27 protein-coding genes are annotated in these 20,223 nt (G+C 68.6%); 25 read left to right on the forward strand and 2 right to left on the reverse strand.

Annotated features, from left to right (window positions below; genetic code table 11):
- Positions 1-70 precede the first annotated feature (70 nt).
- Positions 71-3,982, forward strand: a complete 3,912-nt coding sequence (locus tag ACYVP9_RS20175; RefSeq protein WP_460606746.1) for a DNA-directed RNA polymerase subunit beta' — start codon at positions 71-73, stop codon at positions 3,980-3,982.
- Between the two features lie 93 nt (positions 3,983-4,075).
- On the opposite strand, the gene ACYVP9_RS20180 is transcribed toward ACYVP9_RS20175, so the two are convergent.
- Positions 4,076-4,864 (reverse strand): hypothetical protein, encoded by a 789-nt coding sequence (locus ACYVP9_RS20180; RefSeq protein ID WP_460606747.1) that lies wholly within the window; start codon positions 4,862-4,864, stop codon positions 4,076-4,078.
- 244 nt (positions 4,865-5,108) lie between these two features.
- Positions 5,109-5,627 carry a GNAT family N-acetyltransferase gene (locus ACYVP9_RS20185; RefSeq protein ID WP_460606748.1) on the reverse strand — a complete coding sequence of 173 codons (519 nt, stop codon included), beginning with the start codon at positions 5,625-5,627 and terminating at the stop codon, positions 5,109-5,111.
- 40 nt (positions 5,628-5,667) lie between these two features.
- Between ACYVP9_RS20185 and ACYVP9_RS20190 the strand changes: the two genes are divergently transcribed.
- The 24 genes from ACYVP9_RS20190 to rpsE all read left to right on the forward strand — a co-directional run bounded on the left by ACYVP9_RS20190 (position 5,668) and on the right by rpsE (position 20,223).
- A complete protein-coding gene (locus ACYVP9_RS20190; RefSeq protein ID WP_460606749.1) occupies positions 5,668-6,225 on the forward strand; it encodes a helix-turn-helix domain-containing protein in 558 nt (185 codons plus the stop codon).
- 397 nt (positions 6,226-6,622) lie between these two features.
- Positions 6,623-6,997 carry a 30S ribosomal protein S12 gene (gene rpsL / locus ACYVP9_RS20195; RefSeq protein WP_460606750.1) on the forward strand — a complete coding sequence of 125 codons (375 nt, stop codon included), beginning with the start codon at positions 6,623-6,625 and terminating at the stop codon, positions 6,995-6,997.
- Positions 6,997-7,467, forward strand: a complete 471-nt coding sequence (gene rpsG, locus ACYVP9_RS20200) for a 30S ribosomal protein S7 (RefSeq protein WP_460606751.1) — start codon at positions 6,997-6,999, stop codon at positions 7,465-7,467. Before rpsL ends, rpsG begins: the two co-directional genes overlap by 1 nt.
- Before the next feature lie 72 nt (positions 7,468-7,539).
- Positions 7,540-9,636, forward strand: coding sequence for an elongation factor G (fusA, locus tag ACYVP9_RS20205; protein WP_460606752.1), 2,097 nt, complete (start codon positions 7,540-7,542; stop codon positions 9,634-9,636).
- A 98-nt stretch (positions 9,637-9,734) separates the two neighbouring features.
- A complete protein-coding gene (gene tuf / locus ACYVP9_RS20210; protein WP_460606753.1) occupies positions 9,735-10,931 on the forward strand; it encodes an elongation factor Tu in 1,197 nt (398 codons plus the stop codon).
- Positions 10,932-11,077: 146 nt separating this feature from the next.
- Positions 11,078-11,383 carry a 30S ribosomal protein S10 gene (rpsJ, locus tag ACYVP9_RS20215; protein WP_040804197.1) on the forward strand — a complete coding sequence of 102 codons (306 nt, stop codon included), beginning with the start codon at positions 11,078-11,080 and terminating at the stop codon, positions 11,381-11,383.
- A 14-nt stretch (positions 11,384-11,397) separates the two neighbouring features.
- Entirely contained in the window at positions 11,398-12,069 is a 672-nt protein-coding gene (rplC, locus tag ACYVP9_RS20220; protein WP_460606754.1) for a large ribosomal subunit protein uL3, read from the forward strand.
- 2 nt (positions 12,070-12,071) lie between these two features.
- Positions 12,072-12,845, forward strand: a complete 774-nt coding sequence (rplD, locus tag ACYVP9_RS20225; RefSeq protein WP_460606755.1) for a 50S ribosomal protein L4 — start codon at positions 12,072-12,074, stop codon at positions 12,843-12,845.
- Positions 12,845-13,138 (forward strand): uL23 family ribosomal protein, encoded by a 294-nt coding sequence (gene rplW, locus ACYVP9_RS20230; protein ID WP_460606756.1) that lies wholly within the window; start codon positions 12,845-12,847, stop codon positions 13,136-13,138. Before rplD ends, rplW begins: the two co-directional genes overlap by 1 nt.
- An 11-nt stretch (positions 13,139-13,149) precedes the next feature.
- Entirely contained in the window at positions 13,150-13,983 is an 834-nt protein-coding gene (gene rplB / locus ACYVP9_RS20235; protein ID WP_460606757.1) for a large ribosomal subunit protein uL2, read from the forward strand.
- A gap of 11 nt (positions 13,984-13,994) precedes the next feature.
- Entirely contained in the window at positions 13,995-14,276 is a 282-nt protein-coding gene (rpsS, locus tag ACYVP9_RS20240; RefSeq protein WP_460606758.1) for a 30S ribosomal protein S19, read from the forward strand.
- 19 nt (positions 14,277-14,295) lie between these two features.
- On the forward strand, positions 14,296-14,685 hold the full coding sequence (gene rplV, locus ACYVP9_RS20245) for a large ribosomal subunit protein uL22 (protein ID WP_460606759.1): 390 nt from the start codon (positions 14,296-14,298) through the stop codon (positions 14,683-14,685).
- Position 14,686: 1 nt separating this feature from the next.
- Entirely contained in the window at positions 14,687-15,688 is a 1,002-nt protein-coding gene (gene rpsC / locus ACYVP9_RS20250; protein WP_460606760.1) for a small ribosomal subunit protein uS3, read from the forward strand.
- A 1-nt stretch (position 15,689) separates the two neighbouring features.
- Positions 15,690-16,106, forward strand: coding sequence for a large ribosomal subunit protein uL16 (rplP, locus tag ACYVP9_RS20255; protein WP_460606761.1), 417 nt, complete (start codon positions 15,690-15,692; stop codon positions 16,104-16,106).
- On the forward strand, positions 16,106-16,339 hold the full coding sequence (rpmC, locus tag ACYVP9_RS20260) for a large ribosomal subunit protein uL29 (RefSeq protein ID WP_460606762.1): 234 nt from the start codon (positions 16,106-16,108) through the stop codon (positions 16,337-16,339). Before rplP ends, rpmC begins: the two co-directional genes overlap by 1 nt.
- Entirely contained in the window at positions 16,336-16,632 is a 297-nt protein-coding gene (rpsQ, locus tag ACYVP9_RS20265) for a small ribosomal subunit protein uS17 (RefSeq protein WP_460606763.1), read from the forward strand. Before rpmC ends, rpsQ begins: the two co-directional genes overlap by 4 nt.
- Positions 16,633-16,702: 70 nt before the next feature.
- Positions 16,703-17,071, forward strand: coding sequence for a large ribosomal subunit protein uL14 (gene rplN, locus ACYVP9_RS20270; protein WP_460606764.1), 369 nt, complete (start codon positions 16,703-16,705; stop codon positions 17,069-17,071).
- Between the two features lie 2 nt (positions 17,072-17,073).
- A complete protein-coding gene (rplX, locus tag ACYVP9_RS20275; RefSeq protein ID WP_460606765.1) occupies positions 17,074-17,394 on the forward strand; it encodes a 50S ribosomal protein L24 in 321 nt (106 codons plus the stop codon).
- Positions 17,391-17,969: a large ribosomal subunit protein uL5 gene (rplE, locus tag ACYVP9_RS20280; RefSeq protein ID WP_460606766.1), complete on the forward strand. Its 579-nt coding sequence runs from the start codon at positions 17,391-17,393 to the stop codon at positions 17,967-17,969. Before rplX ends, rplE begins: the two co-directional genes overlap by 4 nt.
- Before the next feature lie 2 nt (positions 17,970-17,971).
- Positions 17,972-18,157 carry a 30S ribosomal protein S14 gene (locus ACYVP9_RS20285; RefSeq protein WP_460606767.1) on the forward strand — a complete coding sequence of 62 codons (186 nt, stop codon included), beginning with the start codon at positions 17,972-17,974 and terminating at the stop codon, positions 18,155-18,157.
- A gap of 84 nt (positions 18,158-18,241) precedes the next feature.
- Entirely contained in the window at positions 18,242-18,649 is a 408-nt protein-coding gene (rpsH, locus tag ACYVP9_RS20290) for a 30S ribosomal protein S8 (protein WP_460606768.1), read from the forward strand.
- A gap of 11 nt (positions 18,650-18,660) precedes the next feature.
- The gene (gene rplF / locus ACYVP9_RS20295; RefSeq protein WP_460606769.1) at positions 18,661-19,203 is read left to right on the forward strand and encodes a 50S ribosomal protein L6; all 543 of its coding nucleotides are present in this window, start codon (positions 18,661-18,663) and stop codon (positions 19,201-19,203) included.
- Positions 19,203-19,592 carry an uL18 family ribosomal protein gene (rplR, locus tag ACYVP9_RS20300; RefSeq protein ID WP_460606770.1) on the forward strand — a complete coding sequence of 130 codons (390 nt, stop codon included), beginning with the start codon at positions 19,203-19,205 and terminating at the stop codon, positions 19,590-19,592. Before rplF ends, rplR begins: the two co-directional genes overlap by 1 nt.
- A 1-nt stretch (position 19,593) precedes the next feature.
- On the forward strand, positions 19,594-20,223 hold the full coding sequence (rpsE, locus tag ACYVP9_RS20305) for a 30S ribosomal protein S5 (protein WP_460606771.1): 630 nt from the start codon (positions 19,594-19,596) through the stop codon (positions 20,221-20,223).

Raw genomic sequence — 20,223 nt, forward strand, 5'->3', positions numbered from 1 at the left:
CACGGGGCCGCCGCGGTGACCGACCACCGCCGCCCTGCAGAACCGCAATACCAACGGAAGAAGGAACGTCTTGCTCGACGTCAACGTGTTCGACGAGCTGCGTATCGGCCTGGCCACCGCGGACGACATCCGCCAGTGGAGCCACGGCGAGGTCAAGAAGCCCGAGACCATCAACTACCGCACCCTGAAGCCCGAGAAGGACGGACTCTTCTGCGAGAAGATCTTCGGTCCGACCCGGGACTGGGAGTGCTACTGCGGCAAGTACAAGCGCGTGCGCTTCAAGGGCATCATCTGCGAGCGCTGTGGCGTCGAGGTCACCCGCGCCAAGGTGCGCCGTGAGCGCATGGGCCACATCGAGCTGGCCGCACCCGTCACGCACATCTGGTACTTCAAGGGCGTCCCGTCGCGCCTGGGTTACCTGCTCGACCTGGCGCCGAAGGATCTCGAGAAGATCATCTACTTCGCCGCCTACATGATCACCTCGGTCGACGACGAGGCGCGGCACCGCGACCTGTCGACGATCGAAGCCGAGATGAGCGCCGAGAAGGCGCAGCTCGAGAAGACCCGCGACGCCAACATCGAGGCCCGCGCCAAGAAGCTCGAGACCGACCTGGCCGAGCTGGAGGCCGAGGGCGCGAAGAGCGATGTCCGCCGCAAGGTGCGTGAGGGCGGCGAGCGCGAGATGCGCCAGCTGCGTGACCGCGCCCAGCGCGAGATCGACCGTCTCGACGAGGTCATGGACACGTTCCGCAAGCTCGACGTCAAGCAGCTGATCGGCGACGAGCTGCTCTACCGCGAGCTGCGCGACCGCTTCGGCGACTACTTCGAGGGCGGCATGGGCGCCGAGGCGCTCCAGACGCTGCTGAAGAACTTCGACCTCGAGGCCGAGGCCGAGAACCTGCGCGAGACCATCCGGTCGGGCAAGGGCCAGAAGAAGCTGCGCGCCCTCAAGCGCCTCAAGGTCGTGGCGGCGTTCCTCGCCACCACGAACAGCCCGCAGGGCATGGTGCTCGACTGCGTCCCGGTCATCCCGCCGGACATCCGTCCGATGGTGCAGCTCGACGGCGGACGTTTCGCGACGTCCGACCTCAACGACCTGTACCGCCGCGTGATCAACCGCAACAACCGCCTCAAGCGACTGATCGACCTCGGCGCGCCCGAGATCATCGTCAACAACGAGAAGCGGATGCTGCAGGAGTCCGTCGACGCGCTGTTCGACAACGGCCGGCGCGGCCGTCCGGTCACCGGGCCGGGCAACCGTCCGCTGAAGTCGCTGTCCGACCTGCTCAAGGGCAAGCAGGGCCGGTTCCGCCAGAACCTGCTCGGCAAGCGCGTCGACTACTCCGGCCGTTCGGTGATCATCGTCGGCCCGCAGCTCAAGCTGCACCAGTGCGGCCTGCCCAAGGGCATGGCGCTCGAGCTGTTCAAGCCGTTCGTGATGAAGCGCCTCGTCGACCTGTCGCACGCGCAGAACATCAAGTCGGCCAAGCGCATGGTCGAGCGCGCGCGTCCGGTCGTGTGGGACGTGCTCGAGGAGGTCATCCGCGAGCACCCGGTGCTGCTGAACCGCGCACCGACGCTGCACCGCCTCGGCATCCAGGCCTTCGAGCCGCAGCTGGTCGAGGGCAAGGCGATCCAGATCCACCCGCTGGTCTGCACCGCCTTCAACGCCGACTTCGACGGTGACCAGATGGCGGCGCACCTGCCGCTGTCGGCCGAGGCGCAGGCCGAGGCCCGCATCCTCATGCTGTCGACGAACAACATCCTCAAGCCCGCCGACGGCCGTCCGGTGACGATGCCGACGCAGGACATGATCCTGGGTCTGTACCACCTGACCGCGGTCAAGCCGGGTTCGCTCGGCGAGGGTCGTGTGTTCGGTTCGCCGGCCGAGGCCGTCATGGCCCGCGACACCCGCACGCTGAACCTGCAGGCGCCGGTGAAGATCCGGCTGTCCGGCACGACGACCGTCGACAACGGTCAGGGCCAGCCGAAGTGGGAGGCCCCGGAGGGCTGGGAGCCCGGTACGCCGGTGCTCGTCGACACCACCCTGGGTCGCTGCCTGTTCAACGACGCCCTGCCCGACGACTACCGCTTCGTGAACTACCCGGTCACGAAGAAGGAGCTCGGCCAGATCGTCAACGACCTGGCGGAGCGCTACCCCAAGGTGCAGGTCGCGAACACGCTGGACGCGCTCAAGGCGGCCGGCTTCCACTGGGCGACCCGGTCCGGTATCACCATCGCCATCGACGACGTGGTCACGCCGCCGAAGAAGCAGGAGATCCTCGAGCGGTACGAGAAGGACGCCGAGAAGATCGAGAAGCAGTACCTGCGCGGTGTCATCACCGAGGAGGAGCGCCGTCAGGAGCTCGTCGAGGTCTGGACCAAGGCGACCAGCGAGGTCGCCAAGGAGATGGAGCTCAACTTCCCGCGGACGAACCCGGTCTACATCATGGTCAACTCGGGTGCCCGAGGAAACATGATGCAGATGCGGCAGATCGCCGGTATGCGCGGTCTGGTGGCCAACCCGAAGGGCGAGATCATCCCGCGCCCGATCAAGGCCAACTTCCGCGAGGGCCTGTCGGTGCTGGAGTACTTCATCGCCACGCACGGTGCCCGCAAGGGTCTGGCCGACACGGCGCTGCGTACCGCCGACTCGGGCTACCTGACCCGTCGTCTGGTCGACGTCTCGCAGGACGTGATCATCCGCGAGGAGGACTGCGGCACCGACCGCGGCCTCATGCTGACGATCGCGACCCCCGGTACCGACGGCGCCCTGATCAAGGACCCGCACGTCGAGACCTCGGTCTACGCCCGCGTGCTCGCCGAGGACGCCGTCCAGGGCAAGACGACGGTCGCGGCCGCCGGCACCGCACTGGGTGACGTGATGATCGACACCCTCGTCGAGGCCGGTGTCAGCGAGATCAAGGTCCGCTCGGTGCTGACCTGCGAGTCGCAGCTCGGCACCTGCGCCACCTGCTACGGCCGCTCGCTGGCGACCGGCAAGCTGGTGGACGTCGGCGAGGCGGTCGGCATCATCGCCGCCCAGTCGATCGGCGAGCCCGGCACGCAGCTGACGATGCGCACGTTCCACACGGGCGGCATCGCCGGTGACGACATCACGCACGGTCTGCCCCGTGTCGGCGAGCTGTTCGAGGCGCGCGTGCCGAAGGGCATGTCGCCGATCGCCGAGGCGTCCGGCCGGGTGCGGATCGAGGAGCCGGACGGGTCGAAGGGCTCGACGCGGCGCATCGTCCTCACCCCGGACGACGGCGGTGCCGACGCCGAGGAGCGCGAGTACCCGATCACCCGGCGTGCCCGTCCGCTCGTCAACGACGGCGACCACGTCGAGGCCGGCACCCAGCTGGTCTCGGGCGCGGTGAACCCGCACGACGTGCTGCGCATCATGGGCCCGCGCGAGGTGCAGCTGCACCTGGTGCGCGAGGTCCAGGAGGTCTACCGCAGCCAGGGTGTCGCCATCCACGACAAGCACATCGAGGTGATCATCCGGCAGATGCTCAAGCGCATCACGGTGATCGACTCGGGGGCGACGGAGTTCCTGCCCGGTTCGCTGGTCGAGCGCACGACGTTCGAGAGCGAGAACCGGCGCGTGGTGGCCGAGGGCAACGAGCCGGCGTCCGGCCGTCCGGTGCTCATGGGCATCACGAAGGCGTCGCTCGCGACCGAGTCGTGGCTGTCGGCGGCCTCCTTCCAGGAGACCACCCGCGTGCTGACCGATGCCGCGATCTCCGCCCGCAGCGACTCGCTGGTGGGCCTCAAGGAGAACGTGATCATCGGCAAGCTGATCCCGGCCGGTACCGGCATCTCGCGGTACCGCAACGTCGACGTCAACCCGACCGAAGAGGCCCGCGCCGCGGCGTTCTCGATGTCCGGGTACGACGAGAACGACTACTACGGGTTCGGCAACAACGCGCTCGGCCCGGCCGTGCCGCTGGACGAGTTCGGGTACGACGACTACCGCTGACGCAGCCGCTGAACGGTAGCCACTGAACGGACGAAGGGCCGGTTCCCCACGGGGGAACCGGCCCTTCGCCGTTGCCGGGTCCGGACGGACGCCTCAGCTGACCATCGAGTGCAGCTCCTTGAGCGACGCCATGACCTCACGCAGCTTCGGCAGTACCTCGCTGTCCTGCTTGGGCAGGTACTCGTCCTGCGCGTAGCGCTTCCAGGTGCGCTCCTTGAAGGCCACGATCTGCGGCGACTTGGTCTTGTCCAGCGCCGCGCTCAGCCCGCGGATGTTCTGGTGGAAGCCCTTGCCGAACCCGCCGGTGTAGGTCACGACGGTCGGGTTCTGCTTCACCTGGTCCGAGCTCTGCTTCAGCGCCGTGAAGTACTCGCCGAGCACGTTGCGCGCGATCTGCTTGATGCGGTCGTCGCGCTGGCCGGCGGACTTGATCGCGTCGTCCCAGTTGTCGTTGAGGCTCTTGAGGCTCACGGCCTCCCACTCGGCCTTCTTTCCGATCTCCGCGACCAGCTTGGTGGACGACGCCGGGATGAGCTTGTTCGCCTTCCACTTCTTCTCGAGCGCGGCGGCGAGGTCGCGCACGGCGTACAGCTGCTTGCGCAGGGGCTCGAGCTGGCCGTAGGACGCCTTCGCCTTCTCCTTCAGGGCCGTCATCTCGGCGGCGGTCGGCTGCTGCTGCATGGACTTCTTCGCGGGGTTCAGCCGCCACGCCTCGACGGGGTGGACGAGGTTCCACGGCGTCTTCTTGTAGACGGCCTCAAGATCCTTGAGCGCCTTCGTCATGCCGGTCTCGCCGGCGATCTTGGCGATGGTGCCCTTCTTCGCGGTCCAGTTCTTGACGGTGAGCAGCGGTACGGGCTCGATGTTGACCAACACGGCCATGGAGCGTCCTCCTGATGACGCGAGCGTGCGCCGGGAAGCTCCCGGCCTGACACCGAAGAGCCTCACAACAAACTGACGCCGGATGAAGGGACCAAGGTCCGGGCGACCGTGTCGGGTCGCGGACAGCCGGGTTCCTGTGTCCGCTGTGGGTCCCGCGAGGGGATGGACTGCCCGCCCTGCGAAAGAGACCGACCGGGGCGCCGCCCGCGATCACGCACTCGACCGGACGGCGTCCGGCAGCACGTCAGTGCGGCTCGGCCGGCGGGTCCGGGGCGCGGCAGAGGTCGCGCTGCATCCAGGCGACGTCGTGCCACTGGTCGTGCTTCCACCCGATGCGGCGGTACGTGCCGACCGGCTCGAAGCCGAGGGCACGGTGCAGACCCTCACTGGCCGGGTTGGGCAGAGTCATGCCCGCGACCGCCGTGCGGTAGCCACGCTCGGCCAGGCGCGGGAAGAGGGCCTGGTACAGCGCGCGGCCCAGGCCCGTGCGCCGCAGGCCGGTGTCGAGATAGACGCTCACCTCGCAGGCGAACCGGTAGGCCGCCCGTTCCTTGAACGACCCGCCGTAGGCGTACCCGACGACCCGTCCGTCCCGCTCCGCCACCAGCCACGCCCAGCGCCGCTGTGCCGCCGTGATGCGACGTGCGAACTCGTCGGCGTCGGGTGCGTCGAGCTCGAAGGTGATCGGGGTGTCGCGCACGTACGGGGCGTACACGGCGGCACAGGCAGCGGCATCGTCGACGGTGGCGTCCCGGATCGGCATGTGACGATGCTAGACACCGCTACGCCTATAGTGACACCCCGTGGACGACACGCTGACCGATCGGATCGCGCACACCGTCGCGCAGGCGCGCCGGGACGCCGGGCTGTCCGCAGCCGCCCTGGCCGAGCGGTCCGGCGTGTCGCGGGCCATGATCGCCAAGGTCGAACAGGGACGCGCGCAGCCGACGGCCGTGCTCCTGGGACGGCTGTCGGGCGCCCTGGGGCTGTCGCTGTCGCAACTTCTCGCCCGGGCGGAGGGCGGGACCGGAACCCTCGCGCGCGCCGCCGAGCAGCCGCGCTGGACCGACCCGGAGACCGGCTACGTGCGCCGCTCGGTGTCCCCGGAGCCCGGCGGACCACTCGAACTCGTCGAGATCGAACTGCCGCCGCACGCCGAGGTCCCCTTCCCGGCGGCGTCCTATGCCTTGGCGCACCACCAGATCTGGGTGCTGGCGGGCCGACTCGACTTCCGCGAGGGCGCCACGACCCACGAGCTGGCCGCGGGCGACTGCCTGCGGCTCGGTGCACCGCAGCCGTGCGTGTACGCCAACCCCGGGCCCGACGCGTGTCGCTACCTCGTCGTGCTCGCCCGTCGGTGACACTGCGAGTGCCCGAGGTCTCGTCCGCGCCGCCTGCCGGGGCGTCCGGAGGCCGGCAGACCGGCCGTCGACCGGCCGCTGCGTGCCCCGTGAGGGGGGATTTGGAATCCCCGACGTGCGGTAGGTACTCTTACTCCTTGTGCCCGGACGTGTCCGGGCCGCTTCCCGTGCCAACGGTGCAGTCGACCGGGTCCTGACGATCCGGGCGGAAGCCGACACGGGACTCACCGATCACGGGGCCGGCGAGAAATCGCACGGCCTCACCCGGAACGGGCGCGACACGCCCGACCTCGGGGACGGGGAGCACAACACCAGAGCAGGGAATCGCGGGGCGCTGCACACGCAGACCGGCGGATCCACACGAGCACGACAGACGAACGAGGAGATTGCAGGCCGCATGCCTACGATCCAGCAGCTGGTCCGCAAGGGCCGCGAGGACAAGGTCGAGAAGACCAAGACGCCCGCGCTGAAGGGTTCTCCCCAGCGCCGCGGCGTGTGCACCCGCGTCTACACGACCACGCCGAAGAAGCCGAACTCCGCGCTGCGGAAGGTCGCGCGCGTGCGCCTCACCAGCCAGATCGAGGTCACCGCCTACATCCCCGGTGTCGGTCACAACCTGCAGGAGCACTCGATCGTGCTCGTGCGCGGCGGCCGGGTGAAGGACCTCCCCGGCGTCCGTTACAAGATCATCCGCGGTTCGCTGGACACCCAGGGTGTCCGTGGCCGCAAGCAGTCGCGCAGCCGCTACGGAGCGAAGAAGGAGAAGGGCTGATGCCTCGCAAGGGTCCCGCCCCCCGCCGTCCGCTGGTCATCGACCCCGTCTACAGCTCCCCGCTGGTGACGCAGCTGGTCAACAAGGTGCTCATCGGTGGCAAGAAGTCCATCGCCGAGGGCATCGTCTACGGCGCCCTCGAGGGCACCCGCGACAAGACCGGCACCGACCCGGTCGTCACCCTCAAGCGCGCGCTCGACAACGTGAAGCCCGCCCTCGAGGTGAAGAGCCGCCGCGTCGGTGGCGCCACCTATCAGGTGCCGATCGAGGTCAAGCCGGGCCGCAGCACCACGCTGGCCCTGCGCTGGCTGGTCAGCTACTCGCGCTCGCGTCGTGAGAAGACGATGACCGAGCGCCTCATGAACGAGATCCTCGACGCCAGCAACGGCCTGGGCGCCAGCGTCAAGCGTCGCGAGGACACCCACAAGATGGCCGAGTCCAACAAGGCCTTCGCGCACTACCGCTGGTAGCCCGACCCCTCCCGCCGTGACCCGGCGGGAGGACGGTCCGCCGGCATTCGCCCGCAACACGGAGAGAGAAACATGGCAAACGCAGCCGAGCTCGCCAAGACCCGCAACATCGGGATCATGGCGCACATCGACGCGGGCAAGACCACGACGACCGAGCGCATCCTCTTCTACACCGGTATCAACTACAAGATCGGTGAGGTCCACGACGGCGCAGCCACGATGGACTGGATGGAGCAGGAGCAGGAGCGCGGCATCACGATCACGTCCGCGGCCACCAAGTGCTCCTGGAAGGGGCACACCATCCAGATCATCGACACGCCCGGCCACGTCGACTTCACGGTCGAGGTCGAGCGGTCGCTGCGCGTGCTCGACGGCGCGGTCGCCGTCTACGACGGTGTCGCCGGCGTCGAGCCGCAGACCGAGACCGTCTGGCGCCAGGCCGACAAGTACTCCGTCCCGCGCATGTGCTTCGTCAACAAGCTCGACCGCACGGGTGCCGACTTCTTCCGCTGCGTCGACATGATGCGCGAGCGGCTCAACTCCAACGCGCTCGTCCTGCAGCTGCCGATCGGCAACGAGTCCGACTTCATCGGTGTCGTCGACCTGGTGGGCATGCGTGCCCTCGTCTGGCGCGGCGAGACGAAGCTCGGCGAGGACTACGAGGTCGAGGAGATCCCGGCCGAGCTCGCCGACCAGGCCGCCGAGTACCGCGAGAAGCTGCTCGAGCAGCTCGCGGACGTCGACGACGAGATCGCCGAGAAGTACCTCGAGGGCGAGGAGCTGGACGTCGCCACCATCAAGGCGGCCATCCGCAAGGCCACGCTGGCCGACCTCGTGAACCCGGTCCTGACCGGCACGGCGTTCAAGAACAAGGGCGTGCAGCCCCTGCTCGACGCCGTCGTCGACTACCTGCCCTCCCCGCTGGACGTCGGCGGCATCAAGGGCACCCTGCAGGACGGCGAGACCGAGGCCAACCGCGAGCCCGACGAGTCGGAGCCGCTGGCCGGCCTGGCGTTCAAGATCGCCACCGACCCGCACCTCGGCAAGCTCACCTTCGTCCGCCTCTACTCCGGCGTGCTGGACAACGGCTCGCAGGTCCTGAACTCCACCAAGGACCGCAAGGAGCGGATCGGCAAGATCTACCAGATGCACGCGAACAAGCGTGAGGAGCTGCAGCGCGCGGGCGCGGGCGAGATCATCGCCGTCGCGGGCCTGAAGCAGACCACCACCGGTGACACGCTGTCCGACCCGCAGAAGGCCATCGTCCTCGAGTCGATGACGTTCCCGGCCCCGGTCATCGACGTCGCGATCGAGCCGAAGACCAAGGCCGACCAGGAGAAGCTGGGCATCGCGATCCAGAAGCTGGCCGAGGAGGACCCGACCTTCCGCGTCCACAACGACGAGGAGACCGGTCAGACGGTCATCTCCGGCATGGGCGAGCTCCACCTCGAGATCCTGGTCGACCGCATGAAGCGGGAGTTCAAGGTCGAGGCGAACGTCGGCAAGCCGCAGGTCGCCTACCGCGAGACCATCCGCCGCGAGGTCGAGCGCGAGGACCTCACGTACAAGAAGCAGACCGGCGGTTCGGGTCAGTACGCGAAGGTCCAGGTGGCTCTCGCGCCGCTGGAGATGACCGCCGACGGCCCGAGCTACGAGTTCGAGAACAAGGTGACCGGCGGTCGCATCCCGAAGGAGTTCATCCCCTCGGTCGACGCCGGCGCGCAGGAGGCCATGCAGTACGGCATCCTCGCGGGCTACCCGATGGTCGGCGTGAAGTTCACGCTGCTCGACGGCGGTTACCACGACGTCGACTCGTCCGAGATGGCGTTCAAGATCGCCGGCTCGATGGTCTTCAAGGCCGCGGCCAAGAAGGCGAGCCCGGCTCTGCTCGAGCCGCTGATGGCCGTCGAGGTCACCACGCCCGAGGACAACATGGGCGACGTGATCGGCGACCTCAACTCCCGCCGTGGCCAGATCCAGGCCATGGAGGAGCGTGGCGGTGCCCGCCTGGTGAAGGCGCTCGTGCCGCTGTCGGAGATGTTCGGCTACGTCGGTGACCTGCGGTCGAAGACCCAGGGCCGCGCGAGCTACTCGATGCAGTTCGACAGCTACGCCGAGGTCCCGGCCAACGTGGCCAAGGAGATCATCGCCAAGGTCACCGGCGAGTAAGACCGCACCACTTCGAGCACGACCACCGAGTTTCAACACAACAGTCCAGAAAGCCGGACCAAGAAGACCGGCGATCCGAACCCGAGAGGGGCACCACAGTGGCGAAGGCCAAGTTCGAGCGGACGAAGCCGCACGTCAACATCGGCACCATCGGTCACATCGACCACGGCAAGACGACGCTGACGGCGGCGATCTCCCGGGTGCTGCACGACAAGTACCCGGACATGAACCCGAGCACCGAGGCGTTCGACCAGATCGACAAGGCGCCCGAAGAGCGCCAGCGCGGCATCACGATCTCGATCGCTCACATCGAGTACCAGACCGAGAAGCGCCACTACGCGCACGTCGACTGCCCGGGTCACGCCGACTACATCAAGAACATGATCACCGGTGCGGCGCAGATGGACGGCGCGATCCTCGTCGTCGCCGCCACCGACGGCCCGATGCCGCAGACCAAGGAGCACGTGCTCCTGGCCCGCCAGGTCGGCGTCCCCTACATCGTCGTCGCGCTGAACAAGGCCGACATGGTCGACGACGAGGAGATCATGGAGCTCGTCGAGCTCGAGGTCCGCGAGCTGCTGTCGCAGTACGAGTTCCCGGGCGACGACGCCCCCATCGTCAAGGTCTCGGCGCTCAAGGCGCTCGAGGGCGACGCCAAGTGGGGCGAGTCGGTGCTCGAGCTGATGAACGCCGTCGACGAGTCGATCCCGCAGCCCGAGCGCGACACCGAGAAGCCGTTCCTCATGCCGATCGAGGACGTCTTCACGATCACCGGTCGCGGCACGGTCGTCACCGGCCGTATCGAGCGCGGTGTGCTGAAGGTCAACGAGACCGTCGACATCGTCGGTATCCGTACCGACAAGCAGACGACGACCGTCACCGGCATCGAGATGTTCCGCAAGCTGCTCGACGAGGGCCAGGCGGGCGAGAACGTCGGCCTGCTGCTGCGCGGCATCAAGCGTGAGGACGTCGAGCGCGGCCAGGTCATCATCAAGCCGGGCACCACGACGCCGCACACCAAGTTCGAGGCGAACGTCTACATCCTGTCGAAGGACGAGGGTGGCCGTCACACGCCGTTCTTCAACAACTACCGACCGCAGTTCTACTTCCGCACCACGGACGTGACCGGCGTCGTGACCCTCCCCGAGGGCACCGAGATGGTCATGCCGGGCGACAACACCGAGATGTCGGTCGAGCTCATCCAGCCGGTCGCCATGGAGGACGGTCTGCGGTTCGCGATCCGCGAGGGCGGTCGCACCGTCGGCGCGGGTCGCGTCACCAAGATCATCGAGTAGGACCGCACCACAGCACGATCCCGACGTCGGGAGGGTCGGCCGTCCGGAAGCGGACGGCCGGCCCACCCCGGCCGGGCGCCCTCCGTCCCACCGGACGGGCGGGCTCGAACCTGCAGGTCGAGAACAGTGAAGGTGAGTCAGCCACCATGGCGGGACAGAAGATCCGCATCCGGCTCAAGGCCTATGACCACGAGGCCATCGACGCCAGTGCACGCAAGATCGTCGAGACGGTGACCCGTACCGGCGCCCGGGTCGTCGGCCCGGTTCCGCTGCCGACGGAGAAGAACATCTACTGCGTCATCCGTTCGCCGCACAAGTACAAGGACAGCCGCGAGCACTTCGAGATGCGCACGCACAAGCGGCTCATCGACATCCTCGACCCGACGCCGAAGACGGTCGACGCGCTCATGCGCATCGACCTGCCGGCGTCGGTCGACGTGAACATCCAGTAGCGCGGGAAAGAGACATGGCTAACCAACGGACAGGGATCCTGGGCGAGAAGCTCGGAATGACCCAGGTCTTCGACGAGAACAACCGGATCGTTCCGGTCACCGTCGTCAAGGCCGGGCCGTGCGTCGTCACCCAGATCCGCACCCAGGACAAGGACGGCTACACGGCCGTGCAGCTGGCCTACGGCCAGATCGACCCCCGCAAGGTGACCAAGCCCGTCGCCGGCCACTTCAAGGCCGCCGACGTGACGCCGCGCCGCCACCTCGTCGAGGTACGCACGGACGCCGTCGAGGGCTACACCGTCGGCCAGGAGATCAACGCCGACGTGTTCACCGCCGGCGCGCGCGTCGACGTCAGCGGCACCACCAAGGGCAAGGGCACCGCCGGCGTCATGAAGCGTCACGGCTTCGCCGGTGTCTCGTCCTCGCACGGTGCGCACCGCAACCACCGCAAGCCGGGCTCCATCGGCGGCTGCGCCACCCCGGGCCGCGTGTTCAAGGGCCTGCGCATGGCCGGCCGCATGGGCGCCGTCAAGGCGACCACCACCGGGTTGGTCGTGCACAAGGTCGACGCCGAGAACGGCCTGCTGCTCATCAAGGGCGCCATCCCGGGCCCCAAGGGCGGCCTCGTCCTCGTGCGCAACGCGAACAAGTCCGACGAGCTCAACCCGATCGACAAGGGGCTGTGACCATGGCAGACACCCTGAGCCTCACCGTCCGCACGCCGGGCGACGAGAAGGCGAAGAGCAGCTCGGTCGACGTGCCGAGCTCGATCTTCGACGCCAGCACCAACATCGCGCTGATCCACCAGGTCGTCGTCGCCCAGCTCGCGGCCGCCCGCCAGGGCACGCACAAGGCGAAGACCCGTGGCGAGGTCCGCGGTGGCGGCAAGAAGCCGTACCGCCAGAAGGGCACCGGCCGCGCCCGCCAGGGCTCGACCCGCGCGCCCCAGTTCGTCGGCGGTGGCGTCGTGCACGGCCCCGTGCCGCGCAGCTACGACCAGCGCACCCCGAAGAAGATGAAGGCCGCCGCGCTGCGCGGTGCGATCAGCGACCGCGCCCGCAACGACCGCGTGTCGGTCGTGACGTCCTTCGTCTCCGGTGACGTGCCCTCGACCAAGGACGCCGCCGCGGCGCTGGCCTCGATCAGCGACTCGCGCAACGTCCTCGTGGTCGTCGAGCGTTCGGACGAGCTGACCTGGAAGAGCCTGCGCAACGTTCGCAGCGTGCACCTGCTCGAGCCGGGACAGCTCAACACCTACGACGTCCTGGTCAGCGACCACGTCGTGTTCACCCGCGGCGCCCTGGACGAGTTCGTGTCCGGCCCGCGCAAGGGACGGCCGGCGCGGGGCACCGCGAGCAGCAGTGAGCTCGCGGGCGACCCCGTCGTGCCGTCGATGGTCGAGTCCGAGGCGGCCGACCAGGTCGTCGCCGACGACAAGACCGACAAGAAGGGCGACGCCTGATGTTCGAGGATCCCCGCGACGTGCTGCTCGCTCCGGTCATCTCGGAGAAGAGCTACGGGCTGCTGGACGAGAACAAGTACACGTTCGAGGTCCACCCGCTCTCCAACAAGACCCAGATCAAGATCGCGGTCGAGAAGGTGTTCGGCGTCAAGGTCACCGACGTCAACACGCTCAACCGGCAGGGCAAGCGCAAGCGCACCCGGTCCGGCTACGGCACACGCAAGAGCGTGAAGCGCGCTGTCGTCACCCTGCGTGCGGGCGACCGCATCGACGTCTTCGGACAGATCGGCTGAGGGACTGACTCATGGCTATCCGTAAGTACAAGCCGACGACCCCGGGCCGCCGTGGCTCGTCCGTCGCCGACTTCGCCGAGGTCACCCGCGACTTCCCCGAGAAGTCGCTGGTGCGCCCGCTGCACAACAAGGGCGGACGCAACAACTCCGGCAAGGTCACGACGCGTCACCAGGGCGGCGGGCACAAGCGCGCCTACCGCGTGATCGACTTCCGTCGTCACGACAAGGACGGCGTGCCGGCGAAGGTCGCTCACATCGAGTACGACCCGAACCGCACCGCCCGCATCGCGCTGCTGCACTACGCCGACGGCGAGAAGCGCTACATCCTGGCGCCGCGCCTGCTCAAGCAGGGCGACCGCATCGAGAACGGCCCCGGCGCCGACATCAAGCCGGGCAACGCGCTGCCGCTGCGCAACATCCCGGTCGGCACCGTGGTGCACGCGATCGAGCTCCGCCCGGGCGGCGGCGCGAAGATCGCCCGCTCCGCCGGTGCGAGCGTCCAGCTCGTCGCCAAGGAGGGTGTGTACGCCCAGCTGCGCATGCCCTCCGGCGAGATCCGCAACGTCGACGTGCGCTGCCGCGCCACCGTCGGCGAGGTCGGCAACGCCGAGCAGAGCAACATCAACTGGGGCAAGGCCGGCCGCATGCGGTGGAAGGGCAAGCGCCCGGTCGTCCGCGGTGTCGCCATGAACCCGGTCGACCACCCGCACGGCGGTGGTGAGGGCAAGACGTCCGGTGGTCGCCACCCGGTGAACCCGAACGGCAAGCCCGAGGGCCGTACGCGCCGCCGCAAGGCGAGCGACCAGATGATCGTCCGCCGTCGTCGTACGAACAAGAAGCGCTGAGGTAGCGAAAGATGCCACGCAGTCTGAAGAAGGGTCCGTTCGTCGACGACCACCTGCTCGCCAAGGTGGACGCACAGAACGACGAGAACACCAAGAACGTGATCAAGACCTGGTCGCGCCGCTCGACGATCATCCCCGACATGCTCGGGCACACGATCGCCGTGCACGACGGCCGCAAGCACGTCCCGGTCTTCGTCACCGAGGGCATGGTCGGGCACAAGCTCGGCGAGTTCGCCCCGACGCGCACCTTCAAGGGGCACATCAGGGACGACCGCCGGTCGCGGCGCGGCTGAGGCAGAGGACTGACAGACAATGACTGAACCGGACACCGAGCTGCGTACCGCGTACGCCAAGGCGTCGTACGTGCGCGTGACGCCGATGAAGGCGCGTCGCGTCATCGACCTCATCCGCAACCGGCCCGCCCAGCAGGTCCTCGCCGAGCTGAAGTTCCAGCCGCAGGCCGCTGCCGAGCCGGTCGCGAAGGTGCTCGCCAGCGCGATCGCGAACGCGGAGAACAACTTCGACCTCGACCCCGAGTCGTTGATCGTCTCGCGGGCGTACGTCGACGAGGGCCCGACCATGAAGCGGTTCCGGCCGCGGGCCCAGGGCCGCGCGTACCGCATCCGCAAGCGCACCAGCCACATCACGATCGAGGTCGAGAGCGTCGACCGGCCGGCTACCAAGAAGGGACGGGGGCGCTGACATGGGACAGAAGATCAACCCGAACGGCTTCCGACTCGGCATCAGCACCGACTTCAAGAGCCGCTGGTTCGCCGACAAGCAGTACTCCGAGTACGTCGGCGAGGACGTCAAGATCCGCAAGCTCATGTCCACGGGCATGGAGCGCGCCGGCATCGCCAAGGTCGAGATCGAGCGCACCCGCGACCGGGTCCGCGTCGACATCCACACCGCCCGGCCGGGCATCGTCATCGGCCGCCGCGGCGCGGAGGCCGACCGCATCCGCGGTGAGCTCGAGAAGCTCACCGGCAAGCAGGTGCAGCTGAACATCCTCGAGGTGAAGAACCCCGAGGGCGACGCGCAGCTCGTCGCGCAGGGCGTGGCCGAGCAGCTGTCCAACCGTGTCAGCTTCCGCCGTGCGATGCGCAAGAGCATGCAGTCGACGCTGAAGAGCCCGGGCGTCAAGGGCATCCGCGTGCAGTGCTCCGGCCGCCTCGGCGGTGCCGAGATGTCGCGCTCGGAGTTCTACCGCGAGGGTCGGGTGCCGCTGCACACGCTGCGCGCCAACATCGACTACGGCTTCTACGAGGCCCGCACCACGTTCGGCCGCATCGGCGTGAAGGTGTGGATCTACAAGGGCGAGGTGCCGACCGGTTCGCGCAGCGAGCGCGAGGCCGCGGCCGCCGCCGAGGCGCTGCGTCAGCGTCGCGACCGGCCGGCCGGTGGCCGTCCGCGTCGTTCCGGCTCGCAGGGCACGACGGGCGTCAGCACCGACGCCGGCCGCGCCGCGTCCGGTGAGGGCTCGGCGACCGAGGCGACCGCCACGGAGGCCATCGAGGCCGCCGCGCAGCGCGCCGACGCGGCCCAGGCCGAGCAGCAGCCGCAGGAGTCGGCGGTCACCACGCCGGCGGCCGCGGACGCCGACATCGCCACCGCTGCGGCCGACGCCGCCACCGAGGCCGGTGCCGAGGGCATCCAGGGCACCGCCCCGCAGCCCGACCCGGCCGCGAACACCGAGGAGGGCTGACATGCTCATCCCACGCAGGGTCAAGCACCGCAAGCAGCACCACCCGTCCCGCCGGGGCACGGCCAGCGGCGGCACCCAGGTGTCGTTCGGTGAGTACGGCATCCAGGCGCTCGAGCCCGCCTACGTCACCAACCGGCAGATCGAGTCGGCGCGTATCGCGATCAACCGGCGCATCCGCCGTGGCGGCAAGGTGTGGATCAACATCTACCCGGACCGTCCGCTCACCAAGAAGCCGGCCGAGACCCGCATGGGTTCCGGCAAGGGCTCGCCCGAGTGGTGGATCGCGAACGTCAAGCCGGGCCGCGTGCTGTTCGAGCTGTCGTTCCCCAACGAGGTCGTCGCCCGCGAGGCGCTGACCCGCGCGATCCACAAGCTGCCGATGAAGTGCCGCATCGTGACCCGAGAGGCGGATGTCTGATGAGCGCGCTCACCAACGAACTGCGCGAGCTCAGCGACGACGAGCTCGCCACCCGGCTGCGCGAGTCGAAGGAAGAGCTGTTCAACCTGCGCTTCCAGATGGCGACCGGGCAGCTGGACAACAACCGGCGACTGCGCACCGTGAAACACGACATCGCGCGGATCTACACGATCCTGCGCGAGCGTGAGCTCGGCCTGTCCGTCGCCCCGAGTGAAGGTGTCACCGCGTCATGACCGAATCCACCACCGAGACCGCTGCGACTGCAGAGTCGGCGCGCTCGACGTTCCGCAAGGTCCGCGAGGGCCTCGTGGTCAGCGACAAGATGGACAAGACCGTTGTCGTCGAGGTCGAGGACCGCGTCAAGCACCCGCTGTACGGCAAGGTGCTGCGCCGCACGAACAAGCTGAAGGTGCACGACGAGACCAACGAGGTCGGCGTCGGCGACCGCGTGCAGATCATGGAGACCCGCCCGCAGTCGGCCACCAAGCGCTGGCGCGTCGTGCAGGTCCTCGAGAAGGCCAAGTAAGCCTCCCGCCTCAGCACCACCAGTGAAACCGGCCCCGGATGGGGTCAGGTCCTCAGTTCAGGAGTAACCAGTGATTCAGCAGGAGTCGCGCCTCCGGGTCGCCGATAACACCGGAGCCAAGGAAATCTTGTGCATCCGCGTGATGGGCGGTTCGGGGCGCCGGTACGCCGGCATCGGCGACATCATCGTCGCGACGGTGAAGGACGCGCTGCCGGGCGCGAACGTCAAGAAGGGTGACGTCGTCAAGGCGGTCATCGTGCGCACCGTCAAGGAGCGTCGGCGCCCGGACGGCAGCTACATCCGCTTCGACGAGAACGCGGCGGTGCTCATCCGCACCGACGGCGAACCGCGCGGCACCCGCATCTTCGGCCCGGTCGGTCGCGAGCTGCGTGACAAGCGCTTCATGAAGATCATCTCGCTGGCACCGGAGGTGCTCTAGACATGAAGGTCAAGAAGGGCGACGAGGTCGTCGTCATCGCCGGCAAGGACCGCGGCGTGAAGGGCAAGGTCATCGCGGCCGACCCCATCACGAACCGTGTCGTCGTCGAGGGCGTCAACCGCGTCACGAAGCACACCCGGGTCTCGCAGACCGCGCGTGGCGCGAAGGCCGGCGGCATCGAGCACATCGAGGCCCCGATCAACGCCAGCAACGTGATGGTCATCGACGGCGAGGGCAAGGCCACGCGCGTCGGCTACCGGCGTGACGACGAGAGCGGCCGCAACGTCCGCGTCTCGCGGCGTTCCGGAAAGGACATCTCATGACCGCCACCACCGAGACCACGACCGAGGTCCCGACGCCGCGGCTCAAGACCAAGTACCGCGAGGACATCGTCCCGGCGCTGACGAAGGAGTTCTCCTTCGCCAACCCGATGCAGGTGCCCGGTCTGACGAAGATCGTCGTGAACATGGGCGTCGGCGAGGCCGCGCGCGACAGCAAGCTGATCGACGGCGCCGTACGCGACCTCACGCTCATCACCGGCCAGAAGCCGCTGGTTCAGAAGGCGCGCAAGTCGATCGCCCAGTTCAAGCTGCGCGAGGGCATGCCGATCGGCGCGAAGGTCACGCTGCGCGGCGACCGCATGTGGGAGTTCCTCGACCGGCTGCTGTCGCTGGCCCTGCCGCGCATCCGCGACTTCCGCGGCCTGTCGGACCGCCAGTTCGACGGCAACGGCAACTACACCTTCGGTCTCACCGAGCAGTCGATGTTCCACGAGATCAACCCGGACAACATCGACCGTCCGCGGGGCATGGACATCACCGTGGTCACCACGGCGACCACCGACGACCAGGGACGCGCGCTGCTGCGGGCGCTCGGCTTCCCCTTCAAGGAGAACTGACCATGGCGAAGAGCGCTCTGAAGCAGAAGGCCGCCGCGAAGCCCAAGTTCGGCGTGCGGGCCTACACCCGCTGCCAGCGCTGCGGACGTTCGCACTCGGTGTACCGCAAGTTCGGCCTGTGCCGGATCTGCCTCCGGGAGATGGCGCACGCGGGCGAGCTGCCCGGCGTCACGAAGTCCTCCTGGTAATCACGGCCCACCCGACCAGCACGACAACAACACCTTCGCGCCAGGCCCCGCACGGGGAACCAGCGTGAGAAAGAAGCAGATCCCATGACGATGACCGATCCGATCGCGGACATGCTCACGCGCGTCCGCAACGGCAACACGGCATTCCACGACACCGTGGAGATGCCGCACTCGAAGCTCAAGGGGCACATCGCCGAGATCCTGAAGCAGGAGGGTTACATCTCCGGTTTCAAGGTCGCCGACGCCCCCGAGGGCCAGGTGGGCCGCGTGCTCACCATCGAGCTCAAGTACGGACCGAATCGCGAGCGCAGCATCGCCGGCCTGCGGCGGGTGTCAAAGCCCGGCCTGCGCGTGTACGCGAAGTCGACGGGCCTGCCCCGCGTGCTGGGCGGCCTGGGCACCGCGATCATCTCGACGTCCGGTGGGCTGCTGACCGACAAGCAGGCGGCCAAGCGCGGCGTGGGCGGCGAAGTCCTCGCCTACGTCTGGTAAGGGGAGCGATCATGAGCAGAATCGGAAGGCTTCCGGTCGCCGTCCCGTCCGGCGTCGATGTGTCCATCGACGGCCAGCAGGTCACGGTGAAGGGCCCCAAGGGCGAGTTGAAGCACACCGTCGCGACGCCGATCACGGTCGACCGCGGCGAGGACGGCGCGGTCGTCGTGTCCCGTCCGGACGACGAGCGCGAGTCCAAGGCGCTGCACGGCCTGTCGCGCACGCTGATCGCCAACATGGTGCTCGGCGTGACGCAGGGTTACGTGAAGCGCATGGAGATCGTCGGTACCGGTTACCGCGTCACGGCCAAGGGCAGCGACCTCGAGTTCGCGCTCGGCTACTCGCACCCGGTGCCGATCTCGGCGCCCGAGGGCATCACGTTCCGCGTCGAGAACCCCACGCGCTTCAGCGTCGAGGGCATCGACAAGCAGCAGGTGGGCGAGGTCGCGGCGAAGATCCGCAAGCTGCGCCGTCCCGACCCCTACAAGGGCAAGGGCGTCCGCTACGAGGGCGAGCAGATCCGGCGCAAGGCCGGCAAGGCAGGGAAGAAGTAATGGGCGCATCCACCATCACCCGTCAGGCGCGCGGTTCGGCGAACATCTCGACCAAGCGCCGCGCGTCGCGTGCACGCCGCCACTTCCGGCTGCGCAAGAAGGTCGTCGGCACCGCCGAGCGTCCCCGTCTGGTCGTCAACCGCTCCGCGCGGCACCTGTTCGTGCAGGTGGTCGACGACACCAAGGGCGTGACGCTCGCGTCCGGCTCGACCTTCAAGCTCACCGACGGCGACAAGACCGCCCAGGCCAAGGCGCTGGGCGCGACCGTCGCCGAGGCGGCGAAGGCGGCCGGCGTGACCAAGGTCGTCTTCGACCGCGGTGGCAACACCTACACCGGGCGGATCGCGGCCTTCGCCGACGCCGCCCGCGACGCTGGATTGGAGTTCTGACATGCCCGGTCAGCAGCGCGGACCGCGCACTGGAGGCAACGAGCAGGGTGGCGGCGGCAACGACCGCCGCGACCGCCGCGACGGCGGACGGGGCGGACGCGACCGGGGTGCCGAGAAGAGCAACCACCTCGAGCGGGTCGTCACGATCAACCGTGTCGCGAAGGTCGTGAAGGGCGGTCGTCGCTTCAGCTTCACCGCCCTGGTCGTCGTCGGCGACGGCGACGGCACCGTGGGCGTCGGTTACGGCAAGGCCAAGGAGGTGCCCGCGGCGATCGCCAAGGGTGTCGAGGAGGCCAAGAAGAACTTCTTCAAGGTGCCGCGGATCGCCGGGACCATCCCGCACCCGAGCCAGGGCGAGAAGGCCGCCGGCGTGGTGCTGCTCAAGCCGGCCAGCCCCGGTACCGGCGTCATCGCCGGTGGTCCGGTGCGTGCCGTGCTCGAGTGCGCCGGTATCCACGACGTGCTGTCGAAGTCGCTCGGCTCGGACAACCCCATCAACATCGTCCACGCGACGGTCGCGGCGCTGCGCCAGCTGGTGCGTCCCGAGGAGGTCGCGGCCCGTCGTGGCCTGCCCCTCGAGGACGTCGCTCCGGCCGGGCTGCTGCGTGCCCGCGCCGGCCAGGGGGTCTGA

The organism is Jatrophihabitans fulvus (assembly GCF_054781375.1).

Excerpts from the sequence above, each read along its gene's own strand:
- rplR (WP_460606770.1), top strand. The coding sequence starts at position 19,203 with ATGGGCGCATCCACCATCACCCGTCAGGCGCGCGGTTCGGCGAACATC.
- rpsG (WP_460606751.1), top strand. The coding sequence starts at position 6,997 with ATGCCTCGCAAGGGTCCCGCCCCCCGCCGTCCGCTGGTCATCGACCCC.
- rplB (WP_460606757.1), top strand. The coding sequence starts at position 13,150 with ATGGCTATCCGTAAGTACAAGCCGACGACCCCGGGCCGCCGTGGCTCG.
- rpsE (WP_460606771.1), top strand. The coding sequence starts at position 19,594 with ATGCCCGGTCAGCAGCGCGGACCGCGCACTGGAGGCAACGAGCAGGGT.
- rplV (WP_460606759.1), top strand. The coding sequence starts at position 14,296 with ATGACTGAACCGGACACCGAGCTGCGTACCGCGTACGCCAAGGCGTCG.
- rpmC (WP_460606762.1), top strand. The coding sequence starts at position 16,106 with ATGAGCGCGCTCACCAACGAACTGCGCGAGCTCAGCGACGACGAGCTC.
- fusA (WP_460606752.1), top strand. The coding sequence starts at position 7,540 with ATGGCAAACGCAGCCGAGCTCGCCAAGACCCGCAACATCGGGATCATG.
- rpsS (WP_460606758.1), top strand. The coding sequence starts at position 13,995 with ATGCCACGCAGTCTGAAGAAGGGTCCGTTCGTCGACGACCACCTGCTC.
- ACYVP9_RS20285 (WP_460606767.1), top strand. The coding sequence starts at position 17,972 with ATGGCGAAGAGCGCTCTGAAGCAGAAGGCCGCCGCGAAGCCCAAGTTC.
- rplX (WP_460606765.1), top strand. The coding sequence starts at position 17,074 with ATGAAGGTCAAGAAGGGCGACGAGGTCGTCGTCATCGCCGGCAAGGAC.
- rplD (WP_460606755.1), top strand. The coding sequence starts at position 12,072 with ATGGCAGACACCCTGAGCCTCACCGTCCGCACGCCGGGCGACGAGAAG.
- ACYVP9_RS20185 (WP_460606748.1), bottom strand. The coding sequence starts at position 5,627 with ATGCCGATCCGGGACGCCACCGTCGACGATGCCGCTGCCTGTGCCGCC.
- rplF (WP_460606769.1), top strand. The coding sequence starts at position 18,661 with ATGAGCAGAATCGGAAGGCTTCCGGTCGCCGTCCCGTCCGGCGTCGAT.
- rplC (WP_460606754.1), top strand. The coding sequence starts at position 11,398 with ATGGCTAACCAACGGACAGGGATCCTGGGCGAGAAGCTCGGAATGACC.
- rpsC (WP_460606760.1), top strand. The coding sequence starts at position 14,687 with ATGGGACAGAAGATCAACCCGAACGGCTTCCGACTCGGCATCAGCACC.
- rpsJ (WP_040804197.1), top strand. The coding sequence starts at position 11,078 with ATGGCGGGACAGAAGATCCGCATCCGGCTCAAGGCCTATGACCACGAG.
- rplP (WP_460606761.1), top strand. The coding sequence starts at position 15,690 with ATGCTCATCCCACGCAGGGTCAAGCACCGCAAGCAGCACCACCCGTCC.
- ACYVP9_RS20180 (WP_460606747.1), bottom strand. The coding sequence starts at position 4,864 with ATGGCCGTGTTGGTCAACATCGAGCCCGTACCGCTGCTCACCGTCAAG.
- rpsQ (WP_460606763.1), top strand. The coding sequence starts at position 16,336 with ATGACCGAATCCACCACCGAGACCGCTGCGACTGCAGAGTCGGCGCGC.
- rplW (WP_460606756.1), top strand. The coding sequence starts at position 12,845 with ATGTTCGAGGATCCCCGCGACGTGCTGCTCGCTCCGGTCATCTCGGAG.
- rplE (WP_460606766.1), top strand. The coding sequence starts at position 17,391 with ATGACCGCCACCACCGAGACCACGACCGAGGTCCCGACGCCGCGGCTC.
- rpsL (WP_460606750.1), top strand. The coding sequence starts at position 6,623 with ATGCCTACGATCCAGCAGCTGGTCCGCAAGGGCCGCGAGGACAAGGTC.
- rpsH (WP_460606768.1), top strand. The coding sequence starts at position 18,242 with ATGACGATGACCGATCCGATCGCGGACATGCTCACGCGCGTCCGCAAC.